Source organism: Mesorhizobium sp. BR1-1-3, from assembly GCF_020165455.1.
Taxonomy (GTDB): Bacteria; Pseudomonadota; Alphaproteobacteria; order Rhizobiales; family Rhizobiaceae; genus Mesorhizobium; species Mesorhizobium ciceri.
Genome location: NZ_JAIUIC010000007.1, coordinates 249,830 through 272,975 on the forward strand (window position 1 = coordinate 249,830; position 23,146 = coordinate 272,975).

A 23,146-nucleotide genomic window follows, 5' to 3' on the forward strand; every position below is an offset into this window, starting at 1 on the left:
CGCCATATGCACTCCGCGACGCTCGTCCGGGCTTGCCTCCACGGCTGGCATTTGCCGTGCCGGCGCGCCTAAAAGGCCGCGCGCCGCGCCGTCTGTTTTCGCAATCTCCGGCAAGACTTTTGTCAATTGGACTTATGGCGGAAGCGCTCGTCGATTGTTTCCGTTTTTTTTGCAAACCGCCCCACTAAATTGACGTTACCAAATCAGTTTTTTCTGTGCGTTGTGGCCAAGGCGTTTCGGCGGGGGCGACCGGAGACGCTATATGGATTTCGAGTCGAAATGAAAAATCCGCCTGCGGAAGCAAAGACGTGTCAATTCGCGAGAATCTCGCTGCAAACCTTAGACGGCTGTGCAAGGACCATGCCTCCGTAAGCGCGGTATGCCGTGAGCTGCACATCAATCGCACCCAGTTCGAACGCTACCTGCAAGGGCAGACCGTTCCCAACAAGGCCACAGCCAAGCTGATATGCGACTACTTTCGCATCGACGAGGCGGAACTGTACCAGGATCCCGGCACACCCGAGCCAGTGATGCGCGGCCTGCCGCCGGTGTCCGAGAGCCTGTTCAACCAGATGATCCGCCCTCCCAGCCCTTCGATCGCGGGCGGCACCTATTTCACCTATTTCTCGATCCCGGGCCGCCTCGACCTCCTGGTGCGCTCGGTGACCTTCGTGCGGCGCGAAGCCGAATTGGTCACCTTTCGACGGGTCACCGGGTGGTCGGAGCGCCGGGGATCGACCTGGGCACGAGCGCGCGGCAATCACTATGGCGTGGCGATCTCGCGGCTGAACTGGATTTATTTCAGCGGCATCAATCGCCGCCAGACCGGAGAGCCGTCGCTGATCTCCGTGCAATGGGCTCCCATCTCCGAACCGGTGCTGATGGGCAAGGCCATGCTTCTGACGGAGGCCGGCCCGGCATTCGTGTCCGTCATCATGCGGCGCGACATTGCCAACATCCACGCAAGGGATGCCATCAGCATGGCGCATGTCATCAGTCTCGACGATCCGGGCGTCGACCAACTGGTTGTCAGCCTCACCCGGGACGGGTTGGGCTAATCCCTCGGATCGCCGTGTCTTACGCCAATTAAGAATAAGCGTACGCCGATAAAGCGTACGCCAACGATTGTCTACTCTGTATCTGAATAAAATCGATATTTTACACTTTGGTACCAAGAAAGATAATCCACGCATCCGCCTTCGACTCGTGGTTTTACTATAATTTTAACAAACCATTAACTCTTCCGACCTTACCTTTCTTCGCGCGGATCCCGTTCCGGGGGTCCTTCAACGGATCCCAGATTGGGGTCAGGAAAGGGATAAAAATGGCCAAGAAAGTGACCAATACTCCGAAGCTGACGATTGCCGCCGGCACGCAGACCGTCTTCTTTTCGCAGGGCATGCACTACAACAAGCGCTGAAGCCGTTCTGCGCCGACGAGCGGTTCGCTTGTCGGCGCTTCGGCTCCGCAGATGGCATCCAGCTTCATGAAAATGCGCTCTTCGAAAACGCTTGTTTTCTACCCTGGCCCGAACAAGGTCACGGCATGCAACTTCCTGACCAGAAGCGTATTTGAATGCAGCCCTGATATGGTCGGCCTTCTCGCATCGTGGGACAAATGGGCATCGACGGCGGACATTGCCCGCGCCCATGGCTGGTCGAAGTCCGAGCTGAAAGCTGTCGTTCCCCGGTTGCTCGATTTTTCCGCCCTGGTCACCGCCGGATCGCCTCTCGCCGAGCAGGAGGAACAGTTTTCAGGACAATGGAGTTGGGGGCTTCCGACGGCGCTGATGCATTTCTGCGTCCAGGACAGCGAATACATGACCATCGAGCAAGCGGAAGAGCGGCAGATGGAACGCGCCGGCCATACGCCGCAGCCGGACCTCCTGCTCAAGAATTCCGCCGGCGCCATCCAGCTGCCGAATGCACTGGAAGACAACGAACTTCTTGGCTTGATGGCGCGGCGCCGCACCAACCGCACGGCGGCTCAGCCCACCATCACGGCCAAACAGCTTTCCGATTGCCTGTTCGCAGGGCTCGGCATCATCGGTGAGACCGCCAATTGCGTCGGCACCCTGCCGCTTGGCATGACCCCTTCCGGCGGCGCGCGAAATCCCTATGAGGCCTATGTGGTCGCGCTCGGCGTCGATGGCCTCGAACCCGGTGTCTATCACTATTCCGCCGCCGATCACGACCTTGGCAGGATTTCCGCGAACCATCTGCCGAAGATCTCCGAACTGGTCGGCGGACAGGAGTGGGCTGACGCCATGCCGTGCCTGATCCTGCTTTGCGCCAGGCTCGACCGCACGATGTGGAAATATGAGGACGCCAACGCCTATCGTGTCGTGCTGATCGAGGCCGGCCATATCGGCCAGAACATCATGCTGGCAGCGACCAATCATGGCCTGTCGGCATGCCCGACAGCCGCGCTCAGTCATTCCGCGATCAAGCGGCTGCTTGGTCTCGACAGCCTCACCGACGCACCGATCTATGCCTTGACCCTCTCGACCCCGGAAAGAGATCCCTCCACCGCGGGCCAATCCATCAATTAGTCGACCAACAATGTGTATTCGGCCAGTAACGCGTTCCCAGGGTATAACCGGAGACAGGAGCAGCACGTGCCAAATCAATCCTTACGCCAGTCTGAAATCGATAGTCTTCAATATATTTCGTCGATGACCAATGAGCTCGTGCAAATGGCCGAAGCAAGCCGTTTTCCGATGATCTCCTATCTGCTGGGCATGGCCTATGCAGAGGCCTTCGACGTTCTTCGCGGCGCACGGCCAGCCAGGCACGCGCAGCTCAGCGGCAACCCGCTGCACCCCAAGGCGCAGGCAAAAGACAATCGCGCCGCCCAGCCACGGAGAGCCTAACGAGATGCAATCGTCAGCATGCGCGGTGGCCGGCTCGACCTCGCGGCCAAACCGCTGGGAGACGCTGTGCGCATTGCAAAGCCTGCTGCCGCTGCTGAAGAAAGCCGCGACGGACCTGCGCCGCGCCGACATGGTCTACTGGTTCGAGCAGGCAGATGCCGAGGTCGCCAACATCATCAGGGGCCACCCCTCCGATGCAACCGCAATCCCGGCCCTGATTGCATCCTGCCCGCAGGACCGGCATCCGGTCGCGCTAGCTTGATGCATGTCGCCCGCCAAAACGCCACGCGCTTATTGGCGCCGCTGAAAATGCTCTGCTCACCAGTTTTTCAATTTCAGACCGGAACCTATTGCGCGTCTGGAATGCCAAGGGGGACCTGCACATGAACATGATAGCCAACATCAGAAGCGTCGATGCCAGGGAAAGCATTTTCAGCCGGCTCGACGTCTTGATCGTCAGGCGGCCGCCATCGCCTGACGCCGCGCGGATCGAGGCCCGCCAACTCGTCTCGATGGCGATTGCCGACAGCTGCCAGGCCGACAGTCTCTGGGGTACAGTGGACGCCTTCCACGCCCATTTCGACTTCATGATGCAGACCATCGAAATCAACGGCGCCGATGACCCGAGCCTCGGGCTGTTGCGCACGAAATGCCGTTTCTATCTCGAACAGGTCGAGGCCCTGAGCCTGTCGCTGGCCTACTGACAGGCCGCTTCGACCAAATTCGGTCCTAGTTGCGCAGGCTGAACACGAACGGCGCTGTACGGCTCAGACGCGAACCGAGTTCCGGCGGGGGTGCCGGCACCGTGGCGCCTTGCAGCACGGCGAGCGCCGCACGGTCCAGATCCGCATCCCCGGAGGAACGAGAGAGCCTGGCAGACAGGACCCGGCCGGACGAGTCGACCGTGAAGGCGACATACGGCCTGCCTTCCACGCCTCGGGCCTTGGCAGAACTGGGATAGCGCGTGTGCCGCTTGATCCAGGCACCCAGACGGGAGTCCCATTTGCTGGAGTCGCCGGAGCGCGACGTCGATTCCGCTGCCTTCGGCGCGGCGGTCCTGGCCGCGGGCCGTGCGTCGGCGCTGGCGACGGTTGCCGTCTTCGGCGGAGCCGCCTTCTCCTTCTTAAGCCGCGGCTTGGGCTTCTCGACAGGTTTTTTCGCCTTGGCCTCGACCGGTTTCTTGTCTTTGACAATTTCGACCGGTTTCGGCTGCGGCAAGGGAATGACGACGTCTGGCGTGACAGCCTCGACAACATCCGGGATGGCCTCATCCGGCGGCGGCTGATCGGCCTCTTCAGCCGTTTCGGTCCGGTTGGGTTCGGCCTCGTCGGGCGCGACCGCTTCCGGCGGCTCGACAACCGGCTCCGCCTTTTCGACCGGTTCTTCAGGTGTCGGCTCGGTCGTCGGTGTCGGTTCGGTCTGATCTGGCGTCACCGCGTCCAGCGCGGCGACCTGTTCTTGTACGGCCGGCATCACCACCATCGGCGCCATCTCGATCACCTGGGCCGGCGGCGGGCCGCCGTCCGCTTCGGTGACCATGGTGAGATTCTGAACTGCATAGGCGACCGCGACATGGGCTCCGAGGACCAGCGCGGCAGCACCGGCCCACAAGCCAAGGTCGCGCCAGCCGAAGCGCGACATCTGGACCGAGGGCACGGCGACCGCTTGCGTCATGGCGCCGCCGCACCGGTGGCTGTGGGCGCGGGGGCATTGGACGCGGGAGCCGTCTCCAGGCCGACCAGCGCGATCTTCAGATAGCCGGCGCCGCGCAACAGGTTCATCGCTTCCATCAGGTCGCCATAGGCGACCGCCTTGTCGGCGCGCAGGAAGATGCGCGTCTGCTTGTCACCCTTGGTCTTGGCGTCCAGCGTCGCGGCGAAAGCCGGGCGTGGCACGCCGTCATTGCCGATCGCCAGCGTCAGATCGTCCTTCAGCGTCAGGAACAGCGGTGTCTCGGGCCTCGGCGCGGGCGTTGCGGTCGAACCCGGCAGGTCGACATTGACATCCACCGTGGCCAGCGGTGCCGCGACCATGAAGATAATCAACAACACCAGGATGACATCGATGAACGGGGTGACGTTGATCTCGTGGCTTTCCTCGAGATCGTCATCCATGGTCTGTCGGATTCTGCTTCCCATGGCGCTACTCCGCCGCCAGTGGCGCGGCCGGCGCGACGGTGCGGAAGTCGAGGTCGCGGCTGACCAGTCGTTCGACCCCTGCCGAGGCATCGGCGAGGATCTGCCGATAGCCGGCTATCGAGCGGGCGAAGACGTTGTAGATGACGACGGCCGGTATGGCCGCGACCAGGCCCATCGCGGTGGCCAGCAGCGCTTCGGCGATGCCCGGCGCGACCACGGCGAGATTGGTGGTCTGCGCCTGCGAGATGCCGATGAAGGCGTTCATGATGCCCCAGACCGTGCCGAACAGGCCGACGAAGGGCGCGGTCGAGCCGATCGTCGCCAGCACGCCGGTGCCGCGTGACATGCGCCGCGCCGCCGCCGCCTCGATGCGCGACAGGCGCGACGTAACCCGTTCCTTGAGGCCATCGCCTGAGACATGATCGAGGGCGCCGGCTGAGAGTGCGGTCTCCTCCTCGGCCGCCCGCACCAGCAGCGCGCCCGGGCCGCCGCTGCGGTCGAGGGTACTGCTGGCCTGCTTCAGCGTGGCGGCCTTGCCGATCGCCCGCACGGCGCGACGGATGCGCAGCTTGCCGCCGAAAAGCTCCAGCGACTTGGCCAGCCATATCGTCCAGGTGACGAGGGAGGCAAAGGCCAGCCCGATCATCACCGCCTTGACGACGATATCGGCCGCCATGAACATGCCCCATGGCGACAGGTCATGCGGCAAGGTCAATTCCATCGCCGTCGAAGGTCCGGCCTCGGCTGGCGCGGCCGTGTTCGGCTGGGTGCCCGGCTGCGAAGGCGCCATCGTGGCCGGCGGAGCGACTGCCGGTGCGGCGGGCGCCGGCGCAATCGGCGCTGGGGCCGTGGGAGCAGCCGGGGTGGGGGCATCAATCGCCGGCGCGGCACCGGCCGGTTGCTCCTGGGCCATCGCGCTGCCGGCCGACAGGATGACGGATGCGACCAACGCCGCCAACAAACCAGTTCTCGACAACAGCTTCTTCCTTGTTCTCACAGCGGCCAGCCGCCTTCTATTTCCCGCCGCCGCACCAGATCTCGTCACTGCACATAGCCGACAGGCTGGCCGGTGACGGGGTGCGCGAACACGCCCATCTCCACGCCGAAAATGCCTTTCAGCACATCGCTGCGCATGATCTCGCCTGGTGTGCCGCGCGTCAGCAGCTTGCCGTCCTTGAGCGCGATCAGCTCGTCGCAGTAGCGCGCCGCCATGTTGGGATCGTGCAGCACGACGACGACGCACAGGTCGCGTTTGCGGCTGAGCTCCTTGACCAGCCCGAGCACCTCGACCTGATGGGCGATGTCGAGTGCCGAGATCGGCTCGTCGAGCAGCATGACGCCGGCGTTCTGCGCCACCAGCATGGCGAGCCAGGCGCGCTGGCGCTCGCCGCCCGACAATTCGTCCACCAGCCGGTCGGCAAAACCTTCCATGTCGGTCAGGGCCAGCGCCTCTTCGACATGCTGCCTGTCCTGCGCGCGGAAACGGCCAAGCGCGCCGTGCCAGGGATAGCGTCCCAACGTCGCCAGTTCGCGCACGGTCAGGCCGGTCGCCGCCGGTGTCGTCTGCGGCAGATAGGCAAGCGCGCGGGCAAATTCGCGGGCGCCCCATTGCGGCAGCGGACGCTTGGCGAAAGTGATGGCGCCTGAACTCGCCGGCTGCTGGCGCGCCATGAGCTTGATCAGCGTCGACTTGCCCGAACCATTGTGGCCGATCAGCCCATAGACGCGCGAGCGCTCCAGTTCGAGCGAGACCGGACCGAGCAGCGTCCGCTCGCCGACGGCAAAGCGCACCGCGTCGATATGGAAGGCAGTCTGGGCATCAATTCCAGCCATGCTCATGGCTTTTCTCCAGTGCGGCCGCCCGCATTTCCAGATTCCGGCTTTCGACGGCTCATGCCCGGTTGACTATGAAACATGACCTTACTAGTCAACATTGAAGATGACTGCAACGATCAACAAATCGTCGCGACCGGCAATATCGACATGAAATTTGGAAAAGGGGGCGCAGGATGATCTCGGGACGTGGACTGATTTGGCAGGACCGGATGGCGCGAAAGCGCCTGCTGATCGCAGCGGTGTCGGTGCCGGCCCTGCTTGGCTGCGGCCATGCCCTGGCCCAGGAGACGGTCACCACCACCCTGGACCCGATCAACGTCCAGGAACGTGTCGAAAGCGCCTTCGGGCCGGTCAAGGGCTACGTGGCCACCAAGGGCTCCACCGGCACCAAGACCGACACGCCGCTGATCGAGACGCCACAGTCGATATCGGTGATCACCAAGGACCAGATGGAAGCACAGGCGATCGACAACCTCGGCGGCGTTCTGCGCTACACGCCCGGCGCCACCGGCGATCTCTACGGCACCGACAATCGCGGCCTCGGTCTGCAATTGCGCGGCATTTCGAACGCCAGCGGCGTCTTCTACAGGGACGGGCTGCAGCTCAAGGAGAGCAATTTCACCCTGTTCACCGCACTCGATTCCTATGGCGCGGAACGCTACGAGGTGCTGCGCGGACCAGCGTCGGTGCTCTACGGCCAGGCTAGCCCCGGCGGCATCATCAACTATGTCAGCAAGCGGCCGACCGAGGAAAACCTGCGCGAGATCGAACTCGGTGGCGGCAGCTTCAATCGCTATGAAGGCAAGTTCGATTTCAGCGGTGCCGTGAACGCCGACAAGTCGCTGCTGTTTCGCCTCACCGGTGCCGCTCATATGGGCGACACGCAGACCGATTTCGTCAAGGACGATCGCATCTTCATCGCGCCGGCGATCACCTGGCAGCCCGATGCCGACACCAGCCTGACCATCCTCGCCAACTATCAGCGCGATCGCTCGGGATGGGCGATGCAGTACCTGCCTGCCTACGGCACGGTCGTACCGGGCAAGGACGGCAAGTACCTGCCGAACAGCATGTTCGTCGGCGAACCCGGCTTCGACTCCTACAACAACGACCAGGCCTCGATCGGCTACGAATTCGATCACCGTTTCAACGAAACCTGGCAGGTGCGACAGCATGCCCGCTACGTCCACCTCACCCACACCGAGGAGGGCGTCTTTGGTGGCGGACTGACGGACTCGAACGGCCTGGAACCTTCAAGCGGCGACTACTACCGTTATGCAGATGCCGGCGGCACCAAACTCAGCGGCGTCACCATCGACAACCAGGCACAAGCCGATTTCGACACCGGGCCGCTTGCCCACACGCTGCTCGTCGGCCTCGACTACAAACGCTACACTTACCGCGACTATGCCTCGGAAGGGACCGTCGAGGACGGTTTCAACATCTTCGATCCGGTTTACGGGTACCCGATCACCGATCTGACGCCCTACACCGATACCGACACCACCCAGCAGCAGGTCGGTCTCTATGCCCAGGACCAGGTCAAGTTCGGCAACTGGCGGCTGACCCTTGGCGGCCGCCAGGATTGGTCGGACGCCAAGGTCTACGACAATCTGGCCGGCGGCTACATTCCCGAGCAGAAGGACAACGCCTTCACCAGCCGGGCGGGGCTCGTCTATCTCGCCGACAACGGGCTTGCGCCCTATGTCAGCTACTCCGAATCGTTCCAGCCGGTGGCCGGCGCCGACAGCGACGGCAATCTGTTCGTGCCCGAGACCGGCAGGCAGTACGAGATCGGGCTGAAATACCAGCCGACCGGCTGGAACTCCTTCATTACGGCATCGGTTTTCGACCTGACCCGACAGAATGTCGTGCGTTCCGGCAATGAGGGCTCACCCAACGATCTGTTCCAGACCGGTGAGATCCGTTCGCGCGGCGTGGAACTGGAAGCTGTGGCGAGCCTGGATGCGGGCCTCGATCTGAGAGCGGCCTACACCTACCTCGACACGAAGATCACCAGGGCGACCGCTGTCGAAGACGTCAACGGCGTCTGGGTCAGCAACGAGGGCAACACGCCCTTCGGCGTGCCGGCCCATTCCGCATCGCTTTGGGCCAATTACACCTTCATGAGCGGCAAGCTCGAAGGTCTCGGCCTGGGCGCCGGTGTCCGCTATGTCGGCTCGACCTATGGCGACGACGCCAACAGCTTCAAGGTTCCGTCGGTCGTGCTCGCCGACGCGGCGGTGTATTACGCCTGGCAGAACGCCACGCTCAGCCTCAATGCCAGCAATCTGTTCGACAAACGCTACGTCGCCTCCTGCTTCTCCTCGGGCTTCGGCTGCTTCTACGGCGAGGGCCGCAGGATCAACGGTTCGGTGAAATACACATGGTAGAAGCAATGTGGCGGGCCGGCCCAAAATGGCGGCGCTGACACGGCGCCAGTATCTTGCCGGCCTCGCCGCGACCGGTCTCGCTTTGCCGGGCGGCACGGCACGCGCGGCACCTGCCCGCGTCGTCTGCCTGGAATGGACATCGGCCGAAATGGTGGTCTCGCTCGGCGTGTCGCCGCTCGCCGTCGGCGACACCAGGGGTTATGGCGACTGGGTCGAGGGCCCGGCGCTGCCGCAGGCCACCATCGACCTGGGGTCGCGCAGCGAGCCCAATCTCGAACTGCTTCGGGAATTGCGGCCCGACCTGATCGTCGGCGCCTATGGCTATGGCTTGGACGAGAACAGCTTCACCAGATTGGCGCCGACCTTCAATGTGCCGTTCTACAGCGGCAAGGCTCCACCTTACGCGCAGGCGCAGCAGGTGACGCTGCAGCTTGGCAACATGCTTGGCCGTGGGACGGAAGCAGAAAACCTTGTCGGGCGCACCGAAGCCTCGATCGCCCAAGCGCGTGCCAGGCTGGAGCGGGCGGTGCAAAAACCGGTCTGCGTCGTCAGCATGTTCGACGATCGCCATGTCCGCGTCTACGGCGCCGGCAGCCTGCTGCAGGACGTCCTCGACCGGCTCGGCCTCGTCAATGCCTGGACCGGCGCCACCAATGAATGGGGTTTTTCGACGGTCGGCATCGAGGAACTGGTCGCCGTCGGCGAGGCGCAACTGATCTCGCTCGATCCGATCCCGCCGCACGTCAGGATCAGGATCGCCCGCAACTCGCTCTGGGCCAACCTGCCCTGCGTCCGGAACGGCCAAGTGCGGACCATTCCGCCGGTCTGGCCGTTCGGCGGTCTCACTGCCGCCGCGCGCTTCGCCGAATTCGTGGCAGCGGCATGATCGCTCAGGCAATGTCCCTGCCGCGACAGCGCGACGGCATCGGCGCGCTCATCCTGCTAGTTGCCGTGCCCGCGGGTCTGGCGCTGGTGCTGAGCGTCATCGATCTCATCCACCTTCTGCCGGCGCACCTGTGGTGGCAGGCGCTCACCGCCCCCGACACATCCGATCCAGTGCAGTTGCTGTATCGCTATGCTTTCCTGCCACGTGTCGCCGCCAGCGTGCTGGCCGGCGCGGCGCTCGGTCTCGCCGGTGTCGTCATGCAGCATGTGCTGCGCAACCCGCTGGCCGAGCCGACCACGATCGGCACCAATGCCGGAGCAAGCCTCGCTTTGGCGGCCGCCACCCTCTACGCACCATGGCTGCTGGAAGGCGGCCGTGAAGGGGTGGCGCTGGCTGGCGGCGCTCTCGCCACATCAGCCGTTTTCGCACTGGCGCGCGGGCGCAGCTTTTCGCCAGTGTCGATCATCATCGCCGGCCTCGTCGTCAGCCTCACTTTCGGTTCGGCCGGCGCGCTGCTGATGGCGCTCAACCGCGAATACACCGAGGAGCTGTTCATCTGGCAGAGCGGCTCGCTGGTGCAGAATGGCGATGCGGCCGTCGTTGCTCTGGCGCCGTGGCTGCTGGCCGGCATCTGCGCCGCGTTCCTGCTCTGGCGACCGCTACGCCTGCTCGATCTCAGCGACGACGGCGCGGCATCGCTCGGCACCCGCCCGGCCGTCATCCGCCTTGCCGGCATGGCAGTCGCCGTCTCGCTTGGCGCGCTGGTCGTCGCCGAGGTGGGCGTCATCGGGTTCGTGGCGCTCGCCGCCCCGGCGCTGGTGCGGCTGGCCGGAGCGCGCACGCTTGGCCGCCGCCTGGTCTGGTCGCCGCTGGTCGGCGGTGCCCTGCTCTGGCTCACCGACCGTCTGGTGCAGCATTTGCCGTTCACCGGCGAAATCCCCGCCGGCACCGCGACCGCTTTGCTCGGCGCGCCGCTGCTGCTGTTCCTGTTGCCGCGAATGCGAACCACCCCCGAAAGGCAGGCCGACATGGTGTCGTCGATACGCCTGCCGACAAACGGCCTGCCGTTGATCGCCGGCCTGCTGGCGCTCATCCTCGCGGTTGTCCTCGCCATCGGCTTTGGCCGTGGCGCAGGCGGTTGGCACTGGATCGCATCCGAGGATTTGACCGAGCTGCTTGCCCTGCGCGCGCCTCGCGTCGTCGTAGCCCTGTCGGCGGGCGTCCTGCTCGCGGTCGCTGGCACGCTGATGCAGCGCATGACCGGCAACCCGATGGCAGCACCCGAAGTGCTCGGCATTTCCGGCGGCGCCTCTTTCGGCGTGCTGGCGCTGCTGTTGCTCAGCGACGGCTTCGACCGCGCGGCAATGCTCGGCGCCGCACTCGCGGGCGCCTTGCTGGCGCTGACGATCGTCGTGCTGGTCGGGCGGCGCAATGCACTGTCGCCGGCGCGGCTGCTGCTTGCCGGCGTCGCCGTGGCGACGGTCGCGTCGGCCTTCGCCGCGCTGCTTCTGGCCAGCGGCGATCCGCGCACGGGCTTCCTGCTCGCCTGGCTATCGGGATCGACCTATCGCGCAACGCCCAATGATGCCTTCACTGCCGCTGCGGTCGCGGTCGCCGTCCTCGCGCTGGCGCCGCTGACGGCGCGCTGGCTCGATATAGTGCCGCTCGGCGAAACTGCCGCGCGTGGCCTTGGCCTGCGGCTTGGACGGGTTCGCGCCATTCTGCTGGCACTTACCGCGCTGGCCACCGCAACCGCGACATTGGTCATCGGCCCGCTGAGCTTCGTCGGCCTGATGGCGCCGCATCTCGCGCGCATGCTCGGCTTCCGCCGTGCCGTGCCGCAGCTTCTGGCCTCGGCCATGACAGGCGGGCTGATCCTCGTTGCCGCCGACTGGGCCGGCCGGACGCTGATCTTTCCCTGGCAGGTGCCGGCCGGGCTCATCGCCGCCTTCGTCGGCGGCCCCTATTTCATGGCGCTGATGTGGAAAGGCAGGCAATGAAGTCGGCCCTGGCATATTGCCGGCCCTGCCCTGCCGATTGTAAGCAGCGCCCATCGATGGCGGCCGGTGCCCTCGCCGCGTCCATCAAGACAGCTTGCGGTTCACCTCGATGATCAGACGTTTCCTGTCCTATTACGCGCCCTGGAAGGGGCTGTTCGCGCTCGACTTCTCCTGCGCGGTGCTGGCCGGCCTGCTCGAACTTGGCTTTCCCATGGCGGTCCGCACCTTCGTCGACCAGCTCCTGCCACGGCAGGACTGGACGCTGATCATCATCGCCTCGGCCGGGCTGCTGGTAATCTATCTGCTCAACACGGTGCTGATGGCGGTCGTCACCTATTGGGGCCACATGCTTGGCATCAACATCGAGACCGAGATGCGGCGCAAGAGCTTCGATCATCTGCAGAAACTGTCGTTCCGCTTCTACGACAACCACAAGACCGGCCATCTCGTCGGTCGCGTCACCAAGGATCTCGAGGAGATCGGCGAGATCGCGCATCATGGCCCCGAGGACCTGTTCATCGCCATCATGACGTTCGCCGGCGCCTTCGTGCTGATGTTCACGGTCAACATGCATCTGGCGCTGATCACGGCGGTGATCGTGCCTCTGATCGCCTGGGTGACGATGCGCTACGGCGACCGCATGGAGCGCAACTGGCAGGCGCTCTACCGGCGTGTCGGCGATTTCAACGTCCGCATCGAGGAGAATGTCGGCGGCATGCGCGTCGTCCAGGCCTTCGCCAACGAGGAGCATGAGCGCACGCTGTTCGCACATGACAACCAGCGCTACCGCCAGACCAAGCTCGACGCCTACCGCATCATGTCGGCCAGCAATTCGCTGAACTACATGGGCATAAGGCTGATCCAGCTCGTGGTCATGATTGCCGGCAGCTACCTCGTCATCACGGGAGGCCTGAGCAATGGCGGCTTCGTCGGCTTCCTGCTTTTGGTCGGCGTCTTCGTGCGGCCGATCGAGAAGATCAATTCGGTGATCGAGACCTATCCAAAAGGCATTGCCGGCTTCCGCCGCTACACAGAGTTGCTCGACACCGAACCCGACATCGCCGACCGGCCCGGTGCCGTTACCGCCAGCGGCCTCAAGGGCTCCATCGAATATCGCGGTGTGAGCTTCGGCTACGGCGACGGCAAGCCGGTGCTCAGGGATATCGATCTCACCATCCGCGCCGGCGAAACCATCGCCTTCGTCGGGCCGTCAGGTGCCGGCAAGACCACCATATGCTCGCTGCTGCCGCGGTTCTACGAAGTCAGCGCCGGGCGGATCAGCATCGACGGCATCGATATCAGGGACATGACGCTCGCTTCGCTGCGCGGCCAGATCGGCATCGTCCAGCAGGATGTCTTCCTGTTCGGCGGCTCGATCCGCGAAAACATTGCCTATGGCCGTCTCGGCGCCTCCGACGACGCCATCGCCGATGCCGCGCGGCGGGCGCAGCTCGACGGCATGATATCAGGCCTGCCGGCCGGTTATGACACGATCATCGGCGAGCGCGGCGTAAAACTGTCCGGCGGCCAGAAGCAGCGGCTGGCGATCGCCCGTATGTTCTTGAAGAACCCGCCGATCCTGATCCTCGACGAGGCGACGTCGGCGCTCGACACCGAGACCGAGCGCGAAATCCAGAAGTCGCTGGCCGAACTTGCCGAAGGCCGAACCACGCTGGTCATCGCACACCGGCTGGCAACGATCCGCGGCGCCGACCGCATCGTCGTCGTCTCGGAGTCGGGCGTCGTCGAGCAGGGGTCGCACAGCGAACTGATCCGTGCCGGCGGCATCTATCGACGCCTGCACGACGCCCAGCATCTGGTGTCATCGCGTTGATCCACTATGGTAGCCGCCAAAGCAGGGAGCGCCCGGATGATCAAGGCAACGCCCTTCGACTTTCCCTTTGACGGCAGGCTGGTGGCCGAAAACACCGCGCTGATCGTCATCGACCTGCAGCAGGATTTCCTGTCGACGACGGGCTACTTCGCCAGGCAGGGCTATGACCCGTCGCCTCTGAGGGCGATCCTGCCGACGGTGAGCCGGCTGATCGCGGCCGCGCGCAAGGGCGGCGTCAGGGTCATCCATACCAGGCAGGGCTATAGGGCCGACATGGCCGATATGACGCCTTACGAAAAATGGCGCCGCAAGCGCTCCGGTCTCGACGGCACCGATATCCTGCTGCGCTTGGGCACGGGGTTCCAGATCGTTCCGGAGATCGACGTGGCACCGCACGACATCATCGTCGACAAGACCTGCAACAGCGCCTTCATTTATACGGATTTCGAGCTTGTGCTCCGCGCGCAAGGCATCACGCATCTCATGTTTTCCGGATGCACGACGGATGTCTGCGTCCACACCACGCTGCGCGAAGCCTGCGACCGCAACTTTCAATGCCTGACGATTTCCGACGCCTGCGCCAGCGGCGACAAACAAGCCCACGAGGCCGCGCTTCATATGGTGACGGTCGAAGATGGCGTCTTCGGCGCGCTGGCGGATTCGGGCGCTGTCATTGAAGGCCTGTCGCGGCTTGGCGACAGGCCCGAGGCAACAAAAGGCTGAAGGACTTCAGCCCGTTGCGCGCGTCTCCAATCCTGCACGAGACGCATATGCTCCAGGCTGGAATGCCTCGTGTTCGCGACGCGCCAGCGAATTGCGCAGCAGGGCGATCGTTTCCCGGCCGAGCGTTGCGATCTCGCGTGGCGTGTCGACGCCGACAATCATGAATTCATCGATCCCGAGGGCTGCATAGGCAAGCAGCGACAGGGCGGCCTGGGCTGGCGGCCCGGCAACATCGACCGCCTTGTGGCCGGAGGCGGAAGCACCCTGGTGAATCCCGACCGGAAGCGCGAAGCGCAGCTTGCCGGCCCGGCCATGTTCGGCGGCGGAGCGACGCACCCGCTCCATCAATTGCCGGATCTCGTCGATCGAGCCCGGCGCCAGTTCAAAGACATCGGCATGCCGGCCGGCCACCTTGAGCGCCGTTCCGGACTGCCCGCCCATGCGGATGACCAGGTCGGCGCCATGCGGTCCCTTGCGCGCCACGTAGCCGCCCTTGATGCTGTAGAACGTTCCTTCGTGGTCGAAGGGCCGGTCGTTCGACCACAGCCGCTTCAGCAGCACCAGATATTCGTCTATTCGCTGCCAGATGACGGTGTGCCCGACCGGCCGTGTTTCGGCGTCGGCATCGCTCAGCGGCTCGCTGATCATTCTCAGCGCCAGGCGTCCGCCGCTTTGCCTGTCGATCGACGCCAGTTGACGGGCCGCCACAGTCGGTTCGACCACGCCCGCCCAATGGGTGAGCACGACTTCCAGCGACGAGGTGCGATCGAGCACCTGGGCCGCAAGATCCATGTTGGTCAGCAGTCCGGCCGAATCGTCGACGACGATCTTGCGGAAGCCGCCGTCCTCGATCAGCCCGAGCTTGGTCGCGGTCTCGGCAAAGTCGTAGAAAAAGGGAACCGCGGCATCGGCGGTCTTGCCGGGAATATGCGTGAACTCGATCGGCATTGCCATGTCCTCCGTGGTGTCGGGCGCGCGAAAGCACGCCGAGGATTCGGTTCATTCAACTCCAATTGCCTGTAAGTGGTGGGGCAGCTAACCCCGGTCGATCTGACGACTCAGGGAATAAGACCCAGAACAACGGCCCCGGTGAACACGAACGCAAGGGCAAAGACGAGATAGGCGAAAGCCCCGGCATAGGCCGGGCGGAAGGTCTGGGCATTGGCCGCCCGCTGACCACTGCGATCCGTCTGGGCGTTCTGGATATAGGACATATCGACCTCCGTCTCGTCGGTTAATCTATAAAACTTGTAGACTTTGTCGATTGCTATTTTTCGGTCAAATCTAGAATAATTTTCTCTTAGGTGATGGGAAGTTGGTAGCCACTTGCTTACAGGGGCACTCGGGCGGCCGATCCGTATGGCGCGTCCGTTTTCGGGTCTGCGTCCGAATGGACCTATGGCCTTGCCCTCGCGGCATTCAATTCGTGGATTGGCCGCCCGTCGCCGGCGCGGTAGCATCGCCAACCAGCAAGGCGAAATCGTCACATAGGGGCAGAAAAAATGGGCACAAGACTGGCCGGCAAGGTCGCCATCATTTCGGGCGGCGCGACGGGAATGGGTGGAGCAGCCTCGGAGTTGTTCGCCGCCGAAGGCGCCAAGGTGGCGATCATCGACCGCAACGGCGAGGCGGCCGCCGCAACCGCAGCGACAATCAGGGCACGCGGCCATGTCGCCGAGCATTTTGTCGCCGACGTCTCCGACGAGGCACAGGTCGAAGCCGCCGTGAAGGGTGCTATCGAAAAACTCGGGCCCATCACCGTGCTGTTCAACCACGCCGGCACCATCGTGATAAAGCCCTTCCTGGAGACCACGGTGCAGGAATGGGATTGGCTGCATGCCGTCAATGTGCGCTCGATGTTCCTGATGACGCGCGCCGTTTTGCCCGGCATGATTGCGGCGGGCGGCGGCTCGATCGTCTGCACCTCGTCGATCTCGGCGGTGGCGGCTACTCCCAACGAAGTGCTCTATGACACCACCAAGGGCGCTTGCCACATGTTCGCCCGCGCCATCGCCGTCGAGTTCCGCGACCGCAACATCCGCTGCAACGCCGTCTGCCCGGGCTTCATCCGCACGCCGCACGGCCTGCGCGAGGTTACCGACCTCGGCAGGCTCGGCGTCGATGTCTCGGACGCAGCGCTGGCCGCGCAGCAGGGCCGCATCGGCGAGCCGGAAGAGGTGGCGAGGGCGGCGCTTTACCTGGCCAGCGACGAGTCGAGCTTCGTCAACGGCACGCATCTGTTCGTCGACAACGGTTTTACCGCGATGTGAGGCGACGCCTGGCGCCCTTCCTCTCCCCCCGTCGATCGGGGGAGAGGAAATGGCACCAAGCCCTGCTTGCTAACGCTCCTCCCTGCGAAATGGCTTGAGCAGCGCCGACGGCGCCACCGCGTTGCGCGACATCACAGCCATGGCGACGATGGTGAAGATGAACGGCAGCATCAGGAACGCCTCGTAGGGGATGTGTCCGAGCCCGCTCGCCTGCATGCGCAGCTGCAAGGCATCGACGAAGGCGAACAGAAGTGCCGCACCCGCCGAGCGCCATGGATCCCAGCGGCCGAAGACGACCAGCGCGATGGCCACCCAGCCGCGCCCGGAGACGACGCCGAAGGTGAAGGCGTTGAACTGCGCCATCGACAGGAAGGCGCCGGCCAGCCCCATCAGCGCGCCGCCGAGGACAACCGCCTGGAAGCGTGTGGCGATGACACTGACACCGGCCGAATCCGCGGCACGCGGATTTTCACCGACCATGCGCACCGACAGGCCCCATGGCGTGCGGTAGAGTATGAAAGCGGCCAAGGGAATGGCCAGGATCGCCATGTAGACCAGCGCGAACTGGTTGAACACCGCCGGCCCGAGCACCGGAATGTCGGACAGGATCGGGATCGGCAGCGTCTGAAAACCATTGATGTTGGGCGGCACAGACTGCTGGCCGAAGATCAGCCGGTAGAGGAAATAGGCAAGGCCCGACGAGAACAGCGTCACGCCGATGCCGCAGACATGCTGGCTGAGGCCGAGCACCACCGTGAACAACGCATGCAGCGCACCCATCAGCATGCCGGTCAGCACCGCCGCCAGCACGCCGAGCCACAGGCTGCCGCTGAGGCTGGCAGCGGTGAAGCCTGTCATCGCCGACAAAAGCATGATGCCTTCGATGCCGAGATTGAGCACGCCGGCCCGTTCCGAGAACATTTCGCCCAGCGTTGCAAAAGCCAGCGGCGTGGCGATACGAATGATCGCGGCCAGAAAACCGACCTGGAAGATCTGTTCGAACACCGCGCTCATCGGGCAACCCCGACGCGGCGGATGCGATAGGCGGTGAACAGCAGCGCCACCAGCATGGCGAGCAGTGCAGTGCCCTGGATGACATCGCTGAGGAAGGCCGGCACGCCGGTCGCCCGCGACATCGCCTCGGCGCCGGTCATCACGGCGGCAAGGAAGATCGCCGCCGGCACGACGCCAAGCGGGTTGAGCCGCGCCAGCATGGCAACGACGATGCCGGAATAGCCGTAGCCCGGCGAGATGTCGCTCATCACCTGGAAATGCACGCCGCCGACCTCGCCGACGCCGGCCAGTCCGGCCAGCGCGCCGGACAGCAGCGCTGTCGAGATCAGCACGCGCTCGACATGGATGCCGCCATATCTGGCCGCTTCCGGGTTTTCGCCGGTGACCCTTATCCTGAAGCCGAGCGTGGTGCGCACGATCAGGAACCAGATCAGCGGTGCCGCCAGCAGCGCCACGATAACGCCGAGATGCAGCCTTGTACCTTCGATCAGCACAGGGAAATTGGCCGAATCCTCTATCGGCGGCGAGATCGGATAGCCGCTGAAGGAGTCCTTCCACGGTCCTTCGATCAGCGCCATCAGCGCGTAGTAGATGACCGAGTTGAGCAGCAGCGAACTGACGACATCGTCGACCTTGAATTTTACCCTGAGGGTCGCCGGCACCAGCGCGACCGCGGCCCCGGCCGCAGCGCCTGCGACCGCCATCAACACCATGGCGAGCGGTCCCGGCATCGGGATGGCGCCGACAAAGCAGCTGGCCACCGCGCCGGCCAGCAATTGACCCTCGGCGCCGATGTTCCAGAATTTTGCCCGGAAGGCGACCGCCACCGCCAGTCCGGTGAAGATCATCGGCGCGGCGCGCACCATCGTTTCGGTGATCGCATAGCTGTCGCCCAGCGAGGCCGTGAACATCACGCCATACGCATTGAGCACGCCGGCGCCGGCCAGCGCGATCAGGCCACTGCACAGGACAAGCGTCGCGCCGATAGCCAGCAGCGGCAAAGCGAGGTTGAACCAGGCCGGCGTAGAGGTGCGGACTTCCAGGCGAAACATCAGCTGTGCCCCTCCGCCCCGGTCATCATCAGGCCGAGCTGTGCGATCGTTGCATCGGCGCTGTCGAGCGTGCCGACAATGCGGCCCTCATACATCACCGCGATGCGATCGCAGAGCACCAGCAGCTCTTCCAGATCCTCGCCGATGACGATGATGCCGCAGCCCTTGGCCCGCATGTCGAGGAACTTTTCGTGGATGAAACGCGCCGCGCCGATATCGAGCCCGCGCGTCGGTTGCGAGACGATCAGAACCTTCGGGTCGAAAGCGAGTTCGCGCGCCAGAAGGGCCTTCTGCAGATTGCCGCCGGACAGCGCTCCCGCGCGGGTCATCGGCCCAGGGCACCTGATATCATAGGCCTTGATCTGCTCTTCCGCGAAGGCGCGGATCGCATCCGGCTTGAGCAGGCCTCTGCTGCTGAACGCGGCGGTGCCGATGCGCGGCAACACCATCGAATCCGCGAGCGGCAGGTTGGTAACCAGCCCCGTCGTCATACGGTCTTCCGGGATACGGCCGAGACCGAGCGCCTGCACCTCGCGGGGCGAAAAGCGTGAGACTTTGTGGCCGGCGATCGTCATCCGGCCGGCGTCAGGTACGCGCACGCCGGAGATGACCTCCGCCAGCGCGCGCTGGCCATTGCCCGACACGCCGGCAATGCCGAGGATTTCGCCTGCACGCACGGCAAGCGACACGTCGCGCAGCGCCGTACCCGAATGACGCGAGGTGGAAATGCCATTGAGGGTGAGCACAGCGGCACCCGGCGTCGATGGTCCCCGCGCCGGCGGCACGATCTCATGGCCGCACATCAGTTGCGCCATTGCGGACGATGTCGTGTTGGCGGGATCGTCGACGCGGCCGGCGACGCGCCCATGCCGCAGCACGGTGCAGCGATGCGTCAGTGCCCGCACCTCGTTGAGCTTGTGCGAGATGAAGATGATGCCGAGCCCTTGCGCCGCCATCGACCGCAACGCCGAAAACAGCCCGTCGACCTCGCTCGGCGCCAGCACCGCCGTCGGCTCGTCGAGGATCAAGAGCCTGGCGCCGCGAAACAGTGCCTTGACGATTTCGAGCCGCTGCTGCTCGCCGACCGACAGCGCCGAGACCGGAAGATCGGGATCAAGCGTCAGCCCATGCTGGCGGCCGATCTCGGCCAGCCGCGCCAGCCCGCCGGCGCGGTCGATCCGCCCTGTCTTGCCGGGAATGCCTATCAGCAGGTTCTCCAGCACCGTCAGCCTTGGCGCCAGATGAAAATGCTGGTGCACCATGCCGATGCCGGCGGCTAGCGCATCGGCGGAACTTGTGATCCGCACCGGCCTGCCCTGGATGAGAATCTCGCCGGCGTCGGGCGCATAGGCGCCGAACAGCACATTCATCAGCGTCGTCTTGCCGGCGCCGTTCTCGCCCAGCAACCCGAGGATTTCGCCGGGCGCGACGCTGAGATCAACGGCCTCGTTCGCCTTGACGGCGCCGAAGCTCTTGGTGATGCCGCGCATTTCGATGAGGGGGGCGGACAAGGGGGCTCCTGAACGGACGGGCTTTGCGATTCAGCTTTGATTGAGAGGAATACGCTGCACCCCCCTCTGGCCTGCCGGCCATCTCCCCCTCAAGGGGGAGATTGGATGTCATATCGGCTTTCGCCAATTTTCTTGAAAGAACAGCGCGTCGCCGAAACTGCTAATCTCCCTCCTTGAGGGGGAGATGTCCGGCAGGACAGAGGGGGGCGCCTAGCGCCAGCCCCTCAAACCAGAACTCAATCCGAAACCGGCGTGTTCTCGTCCACGTCGACGCGGAAATTGCCTTCGAGGATCTCGGCTTTCTTCTTTTCGACCAGCTCCTTCACATCAGCCGGCAGCGTCTTGTCGAACTTGTGGTAAGGCGCCAGATGCGAGCCGCCCTTGGCCATGCGCGAGAAGTCGCCATAGTCCTGCGCGGTGAAGACGCCGGCCTTGACCAGCTTGATCGCCTGTTCGACCGTCGGATACATGTCCCAGACCGGGCCGGTGATGACCGTATCCGGGCCGAGACTCGATTGGTCGGACATGTTGGAGATGGCAAGGATCTTCTTGTCGACCGCCGCTTCGATGACACCGAAGCGCTCGGCATAGATGACGTCGACACCGGCGTCGATCTGCGCGACCGCCGCTTCCTTGGCCTTGGGCGGATCGAAGAAAGAGCCGATGAAGGCGACCTTCTTCTTGATGTTCGGGTTGACCTCCTTGGCACCGGCGAAGAAGGCGTTGACCAGCCGGTTCACTTCCGGAATGCCCATCGCCGCGACAGCGCCGATCGTGCCCGACTTCGACACCTTGCCGGCGATCATGCCTGAGAGATAGGCGGGTTCGTGAATCCAGTTGTCGAACACGCCAAAATTCGGTTCTGCGGGCCCAGCACCGGAGCCGAACAGCCAGGCGGTCTTCGGGAACTGCTTGGCGGTGCGGCGCGATTCACGCTCGGCGGCGAAGGCATCACCCAGCACCAGCTGGTAGCCGCCTTGCGCGTATTCGCGCATGACGCGGCTGAAATCGGCGGTCTGCACCTTCTCCGACCATTTGTATTCGATGCCGAGTTCCTTCTCGGCTTTCTGCAGGGCGACATGGATCTGGTTGTCCCATGGCTCCTCGATCGGCGTGGCGAAGATCGCCGCCACCTTCAGTTTCTTGTCCTTGCCGAAGGCTGCACCCGGCAGCACTGCCGCAGCCAGGCCAAGCGCGCCCAACTCCAGCACATTGCGTCGCGAAAGCCCTTCGCGTGCGGATTGAAATCTGTTCTTTCGGTTTTCCATTGCATTCCCCTCTGTTCGACAGCCGTGTCGAGCCGGCTGTTCTAAAAATCAGACGAGGAACTATGGAACGGGTCCGGACTTTTGTCCACGTGGTCAAATTTGACCGCACCGGATTCTCGAAGTCAGCCGGAGAGACTTGCCGATCAGACCCGTTCCAGTGCGATCGCGATGCCCTGGCCGACGCCGATGCACATGGTGGCAAGCGCATACCGGCCGCCGCGCTCGCGAAGCTCCAGCGCCGCCGTGCCGGATATGCGGGCGCCCGACATGCCCAGGGGATGGCCGAGCGCGATGGCGCCGCCATTCGGGTTGACGTGTTCGGCGTCCTCGGCAATGCCGAGCTGGCGCAGCACGGCGATGCCTTGCGAGGCAAAGGCTTCGTTGAGCTCGATGACGTCGAACTGTTTTGGCGTCAGGCCAAGCCGCGCGCAGAGTTTTTGCGTCGCCGGCACCGGGCCGATGCCCATGATGCGCGGCGCCACACCTGCGGCGGCTCCGCCGACGATGCGGGCGATCGGCGTCAGCCCATACTTTTTCACCGCCGCCTCGGAGGCAACGATCAGCACCGCCGCGCCATCATTGACGCCGGAGGCGTTGCCGGCCGTCACCGTGCCGCCCTGCCGGAACGGCGTCGGCAGCTTGGCCAGCGCCTCGACCGTTGAGCCCGCGCGGGGGTGTTCATCCTTGCTGACAATGAGCGCATCGCCCTTGCGCTGCAGGATGGTCACTGGGGTGATCTCCTTCGCCAATCTTCCATTGGCTTGTGCGGCGACGGCCTTGTTCTGGCTGCGCACTGCGAAGGCGTCCTGGTCGGCCCGCGACACCGAAAAATCCTCGGCAACGTTCTCGCCGGTTTCCGGCATGGAATCGACGCCATACTGCTTCTTCATCAGCGGGTTGACGAAGCGCCAGCCGATGGTGGTGTCGTAAATCTCGGCATTGCGCGAGAACGCCGTGTCGGCCTTGGGCATGACGAAGGGTGCCCGGCTCATCGATTCGACGCCGCCCGCGATCATCAGCTCCGCCTCGCCGGCCTTGATGGCTCGGGCGGCAATGGTCAGCGCATCCATGCCGGAGCCGCACAGGCGATTGACGGTGGAGCCCGGGACCTCCTTTGGCAGCCCGGCCAGCAGCAGCGCCATGCGCGCTACGTTGCGATTGTCCTCGCCGGCCTGGTTGGCGCAGCCATAGACGACATCGTCGATCGCCTGCCAGTCGATGCCCGGATTGCGCTCGGCCAGCGCCCTCAGCGGTATCGCGCCAAGATCGTCTGATCGCACCGAAGACAGCGAGCCACCGAAGCGGCCGATCGGCGTGCGGATGTAGTCGCAGATATAGGCCTCGGCCAT

At 64.3% G+C, this 23,146-nt stretch carries 22 protein-coding genes; 11 read left to right on the forward strand and 11 right to left on the reverse strand.

Annotated features, from left to right (window positions below; translation table 11 throughout):
- The first annotated feature begins 308 nt into the window (after nucleotides 1-308).
- From LB559_RS18225 to LB559_RS18245, 5 genes are all read left to right on the forward strand, one after another.
- Nucleotides 309-1,058: a helix-turn-helix domain-containing protein gene (locus tag LB559_RS18225; protein ID WP_013528976.1), complete on the forward strand. Its 750-nt coding sequence runs from the start codon at nucleotides 309-311 to the stop codon at nucleotides 1,056-1,058.
- Between the two features lie 530 nt (nucleotides 1,059-1,588).
- Nucleotides 1,589-2,551 (forward strand): SagB/ThcOx family dehydrogenase, encoded by a 963-nt coding sequence (locus LB559_RS18230; protein WP_224674654.1) that lies wholly within the window; start codon nucleotides 1,589-1,591, stop codon nucleotides 2,549-2,551.
- Nucleotides 2,552-2,617: 66 nt separating this feature from the next.
- Nucleotides 2,618-2,872, forward strand: coding sequence for a hypothetical protein (locus LB559_RS18235; RefSeq protein WP_013528973.1), 255 nt, complete (start codon nucleotides 2,618-2,620; stop codon nucleotides 2,870-2,872).
- A gap of 4 nt (nucleotides 2,873-2,876) precedes the next feature.
- The gene (locus LB559_RS18240) at nucleotides 2,877-3,134 is read left to right on the forward strand and encodes a LuxR family transcriptional regulator (RefSeq protein WP_013528972.1); all 258 of its coding nucleotides are present in this window, start codon (nucleotides 2,877-2,879) and stop codon (nucleotides 3,132-3,134) included.
- Between the two features lie 121 nt (nucleotides 3,135-3,255).
- Nucleotides 3,256-3,576: a hypothetical protein gene (locus LB559_RS18245; RefSeq protein WP_063173312.1), complete on the forward strand. Its 321-nt coding sequence runs from the start codon at nucleotides 3,256-3,258 to the stop codon at nucleotides 3,574-3,576.
- 25 nt (nucleotides 3,577-3,601) lie between these two features.
- On the opposite strand, the gene LB559_RS18250 is transcribed toward LB559_RS18245, so the two are convergent.
- The 4 genes from LB559_RS18250 to LB559_RS18265 all read right to left on the reverse strand — a co-directional run bounded on the left by LB559_RS18250 (nucleotide 3,602) and on the right by LB559_RS18265 (nucleotide 6,843).
- On the reverse strand, nucleotides 3,602-4,546 hold the full coding sequence (locus tag LB559_RS18250) for a TonB family protein (protein ID WP_224674655.1): 945 nt from the start codon (nucleotides 4,544-4,546) through the stop codon (nucleotides 3,602-3,604).
- A complete protein-coding gene (gene exbD / locus LB559_RS18255) occupies nucleotides 4,543-5,010 on the reverse strand; it encodes a TonB system transport protein ExbD (protein WP_013528969.1) in 468 nt (155 codons plus the stop codon). Before exbD ends, LB559_RS18250 begins: the two co-directional genes overlap by 4 nt.
- A gap of 4 nt (nucleotides 5,011-5,014) precedes the next feature.
- Nucleotides 5,015-5,986, reverse strand: coding sequence for a tonB-system energizer ExbB (gene exbB / locus LB559_RS18260; protein WP_027163014.1), 972 nt, complete (start codon nucleotides 5,984-5,986; stop codon nucleotides 5,015-5,017).
- A 65-nt stretch (nucleotides 5,987-6,051) separates the two neighbouring features.
- Nucleotides 6,052-6,843, reverse strand: coding sequence for an ATP-binding cassette domain-containing protein (locus LB559_RS18265; RefSeq protein WP_164753497.1), 792 nt, complete (start codon nucleotides 6,841-6,843; stop codon nucleotides 6,052-6,054).
- A 212-nt stretch (nucleotides 6,844-7,055) separates the two neighbouring features.
- On the opposite strand from LB559_RS18265, the gene LB559_RS18270 reads away from it, so the two are divergent.
- The 5 genes from LB559_RS18270 to LB559_RS18290 all read left to right on the forward strand — a co-directional run bounded on the left by LB559_RS18270 (nucleotide 7,056) and on the right by LB559_RS18290 (nucleotide 14,682).
- Nucleotides 7,056-9,239, forward strand: coding sequence for a TonB-dependent siderophore receptor (locus tag LB559_RS18270; protein WP_224674656.1), 2,184 nt, complete (start codon nucleotides 7,056-7,058; stop codon nucleotides 9,237-9,239).
- 25 nt (nucleotides 9,240-9,264) lie between these two features.
- Nucleotides 9,265-10,125, forward strand: a complete 861-nt coding sequence (locus LB559_RS18275) for an ABC transporter substrate-binding protein (protein WP_224674657.1) — start codon at nucleotides 9,265-9,267, stop codon at nucleotides 10,123-10,125.
- Nucleotides 10,122-12,125, forward strand: coding sequence for a Fe(3+)-hydroxamate ABC transporter permease FhuB (gene fhuB, locus LB559_RS18280; protein ID WP_224674658.1), 2,004 nt, complete (start codon nucleotides 10,122-10,124; stop codon nucleotides 12,123-12,125). Before LB559_RS18275 ends, fhuB begins: the two co-directional genes overlap by 4 nt.
- 109 nt (nucleotides 12,126-12,234) lie before the next feature.
- Nucleotides 12,235-13,959, forward strand: coding sequence for an ABC transporter ATP-binding protein (locus LB559_RS18285; RefSeq protein WP_224674659.1), 1,725 nt, complete (start codon nucleotides 12,235-12,237; stop codon nucleotides 13,957-13,959).
- Nucleotides 13,960-13,995: 36 nt separating this feature from the next.
- Nucleotides 13,996-14,682 (forward strand): cysteine hydrolase family protein, encoded by a 687-nt coding sequence (locus LB559_RS18290; protein ID WP_224674660.1) that lies wholly within the window; start codon nucleotides 13,996-13,998, stop codon nucleotides 14,680-14,682.
- Between the two features lie 6 nt (nucleotides 14,683-14,688).
- On the opposite strand, the gene LB559_RS18295 is transcribed toward LB559_RS18290, so the two are convergent.
- Together LB559_RS18295 and LB559_RS18300 are read right to left on the reverse strand one after the other, a co-directional pair.
- Entirely contained in the window at nucleotides 14,689-15,630 is a 942-nt protein-coding gene (locus LB559_RS18295; RefSeq protein ID WP_224674661.1) for an LLM class flavin-dependent oxidoreductase, read from the reverse strand.
- Nucleotides 15,631-15,740: 110 nt separating this feature from the next.
- Nucleotides 15,741-15,896 (reverse strand): hypothetical protein, encoded by a 156-nt coding sequence (locus tag LB559_RS18300; protein WP_013528960.1) that lies wholly within the window; start codon nucleotides 15,894-15,896, stop codon nucleotides 15,741-15,743.
- Between the two features lie 288 nt (nucleotides 15,897-16,184).
- Here LB559_RS18300 and LB559_RS18305 point away from each other — a divergent pair, with 288 nt between their 5' ends.
- A complete protein-coding gene (locus LB559_RS18305) occupies nucleotides 16,185-16,952 on the forward strand; it encodes an SDR family NAD(P)-dependent oxidoreductase (protein ID WP_224674662.1) in 768 nt (255 codons plus the stop codon).
- 69 nt (nucleotides 16,953-17,021) lie between these two features.
- Here the strand turns inward: LB559_RS18305 and LB559_RS18310 are convergent, their stop codons facing one another.
- From LB559_RS18310 to pcaF, 5 genes are all read right to left on the reverse strand, one after another.
- Nucleotides 17,022-17,966, reverse strand: coding sequence for an ABC transporter permease (locus LB559_RS18310; protein ID WP_013528958.1), 945 nt, complete (start codon nucleotides 17,964-17,966; stop codon nucleotides 17,022-17,024).
- The gene (locus tag LB559_RS18315; RefSeq protein WP_024504732.1) at nucleotides 17,963-19,018 is read right to left on the reverse strand and encodes an ABC transporter permease; all 1,056 of its coding nucleotides are present in this window, start codon (nucleotides 19,016-19,018) and stop codon (nucleotides 17,963-17,965) included. Before LB559_RS18315 ends, LB559_RS18310 begins: the two co-directional genes overlap by 4 nt.
- Entirely contained in the window at nucleotides 19,018-20,529 is a 1,512-nt protein-coding gene (locus LB559_RS18320; protein ID WP_224674663.1) for an ABC transporter ATP-binding protein, read from the reverse strand. The genes LB559_RS18315 and LB559_RS18320 overlap by 1 nt, the downstream gene beginning before the upstream one ends.
- A gap of 236 nt (nucleotides 20,530-20,765) precedes the next feature.
- Nucleotides 20,766-21,797: a BMP family protein gene (locus LB559_RS18325; protein WP_224674664.1), complete on the reverse strand. Its 1,032-nt coding sequence runs from the start codon at nucleotides 21,795-21,797 to the stop codon at nucleotides 20,766-20,768.
- Between the two features lie 143 nt (nucleotides 21,798-21,940).
- A complete protein-coding gene (gene pcaF / locus LB559_RS18330) occupies nucleotides 21,941-23,146 on the reverse strand; it encodes a 3-oxoadipyl-CoA thiolase (protein WP_127371709.1) in 1,206 nt (401 codons plus the stop codon).

Excerpts from the sequence above, each read along its gene's own strand:
- LB559_RS18230 (WP_224674654.1), top strand. The coding sequence starts at position 1,589 with ATGGTCGGCCTTCTCGCATCGTGGGACAAATGGGCATCGACGGCGGAC.
- LB559_RS18240 (WP_013528972.1), top strand. The coding sequence starts at position 2,877 with ATGCAATCGTCAGCATGCGCGGTGGCCGGCTCGACCTCGCGGCCAAAC.
- LB559_RS18245 (WP_063173312.1), top strand. The coding sequence starts at position 3,256 with ATGAACATGATAGCCAACATCAGAAGCGTCGATGCCAGGGAAAGCATT.
- LB559_RS18250 (WP_224674655.1), bottom strand. The coding sequence starts at position 4,546 with ATGACGCAAGCGGTCGCCGTGCCCTCGGTCCAGATGTCGCGCTTCGGC.
- exbD (WP_013528969.1), bottom strand. The coding sequence starts at position 5,010 with ATGGGAAGCAGAATCCGACAGACCATGGATGACGATCTCGAGGAAAGC.
- LB559_RS18265 (WP_164753497.1), bottom strand. The coding sequence starts at position 6,843 with ATGGCTGGAATTGATGCCCAGACTGCCTTCCATATCGACGCGGTGCGC.
- LB559_RS18270 (WP_224674656.1), top strand. The coding sequence starts at position 7,056 with ATGGCGCGAAAGCGCCTGCTGATCGCAGCGGTGTCGGTGCCGGCCCTG.
- LB559_RS18275 (WP_224674657.1), top strand. The coding sequence starts at position 9,265 with ATGGCGGCGCTGACACGGCGCCAGTATCTTGCCGGCCTCGCCGCGACC.
- fhuB (WP_224674658.1), top strand. The coding sequence starts at position 10,122 with ATGATCGCTCAGGCAATGTCCCTGCCGCGACAGCGCGACGGCATCGGC.
- LB559_RS18285 (WP_224674659.1), top strand. The coding sequence starts at position 12,235 with ATGATCAGACGTTTCCTGTCCTATTACGCGCCCTGGAAGGGGCTGTTC.
- LB559_RS18290 (WP_224674660.1), top strand. The coding sequence starts at position 13,996 with ATGATCAAGGCAACGCCCTTCGACTTTCCCTTTGACGGCAGGCTGGTG.
- LB559_RS18295 (WP_224674661.1), bottom strand. The coding sequence starts at position 15,630 with ATGCCGATCGAGTTCACGCATATTCCCGGCAAGACCGCCGATGCCGCG.
- LB559_RS18300 (WP_013528960.1), bottom strand. The coding sequence starts at position 15,896 with ATGTCCTATATCCAGAACGCCCAGACGGATCGCAGTGGTCAGCGGGCG.
- LB559_RS18305 (WP_224674662.1), top strand. The coding sequence starts at position 16,185 with ATGGGCACAAGACTGGCCGGCAAGGTCGCCATCATTTCGGGCGGCGCG.
- LB559_RS18310 (WP_013528958.1), bottom strand. The coding sequence starts at position 17,966 with ATGAGCGCGGTGTTCGAACAGATCTTCCAGGTCGGTTTTCTGGCCGCG.
- LB559_RS18315 (WP_024504732.1), bottom strand. The coding sequence starts at position 19,018 with ATGTTTCGCCTGGAAGTCCGCACCTCTACGCCGGCCTGGTTCAACCTC.
- LB559_RS18325 (WP_224674664.1), bottom strand. The coding sequence starts at position 21,797 with ATGGAAAACCGAAAGAACAGATTTCAATCCGCACGCGAAGGGCTTTCG.
- pcaF (WP_127371709.1), bottom strand. The coding sequence starts at position 23,146 with ATGGCCGAGGCCTATATCTGCGACTACATCCGCACGCCGATCGGCCGC.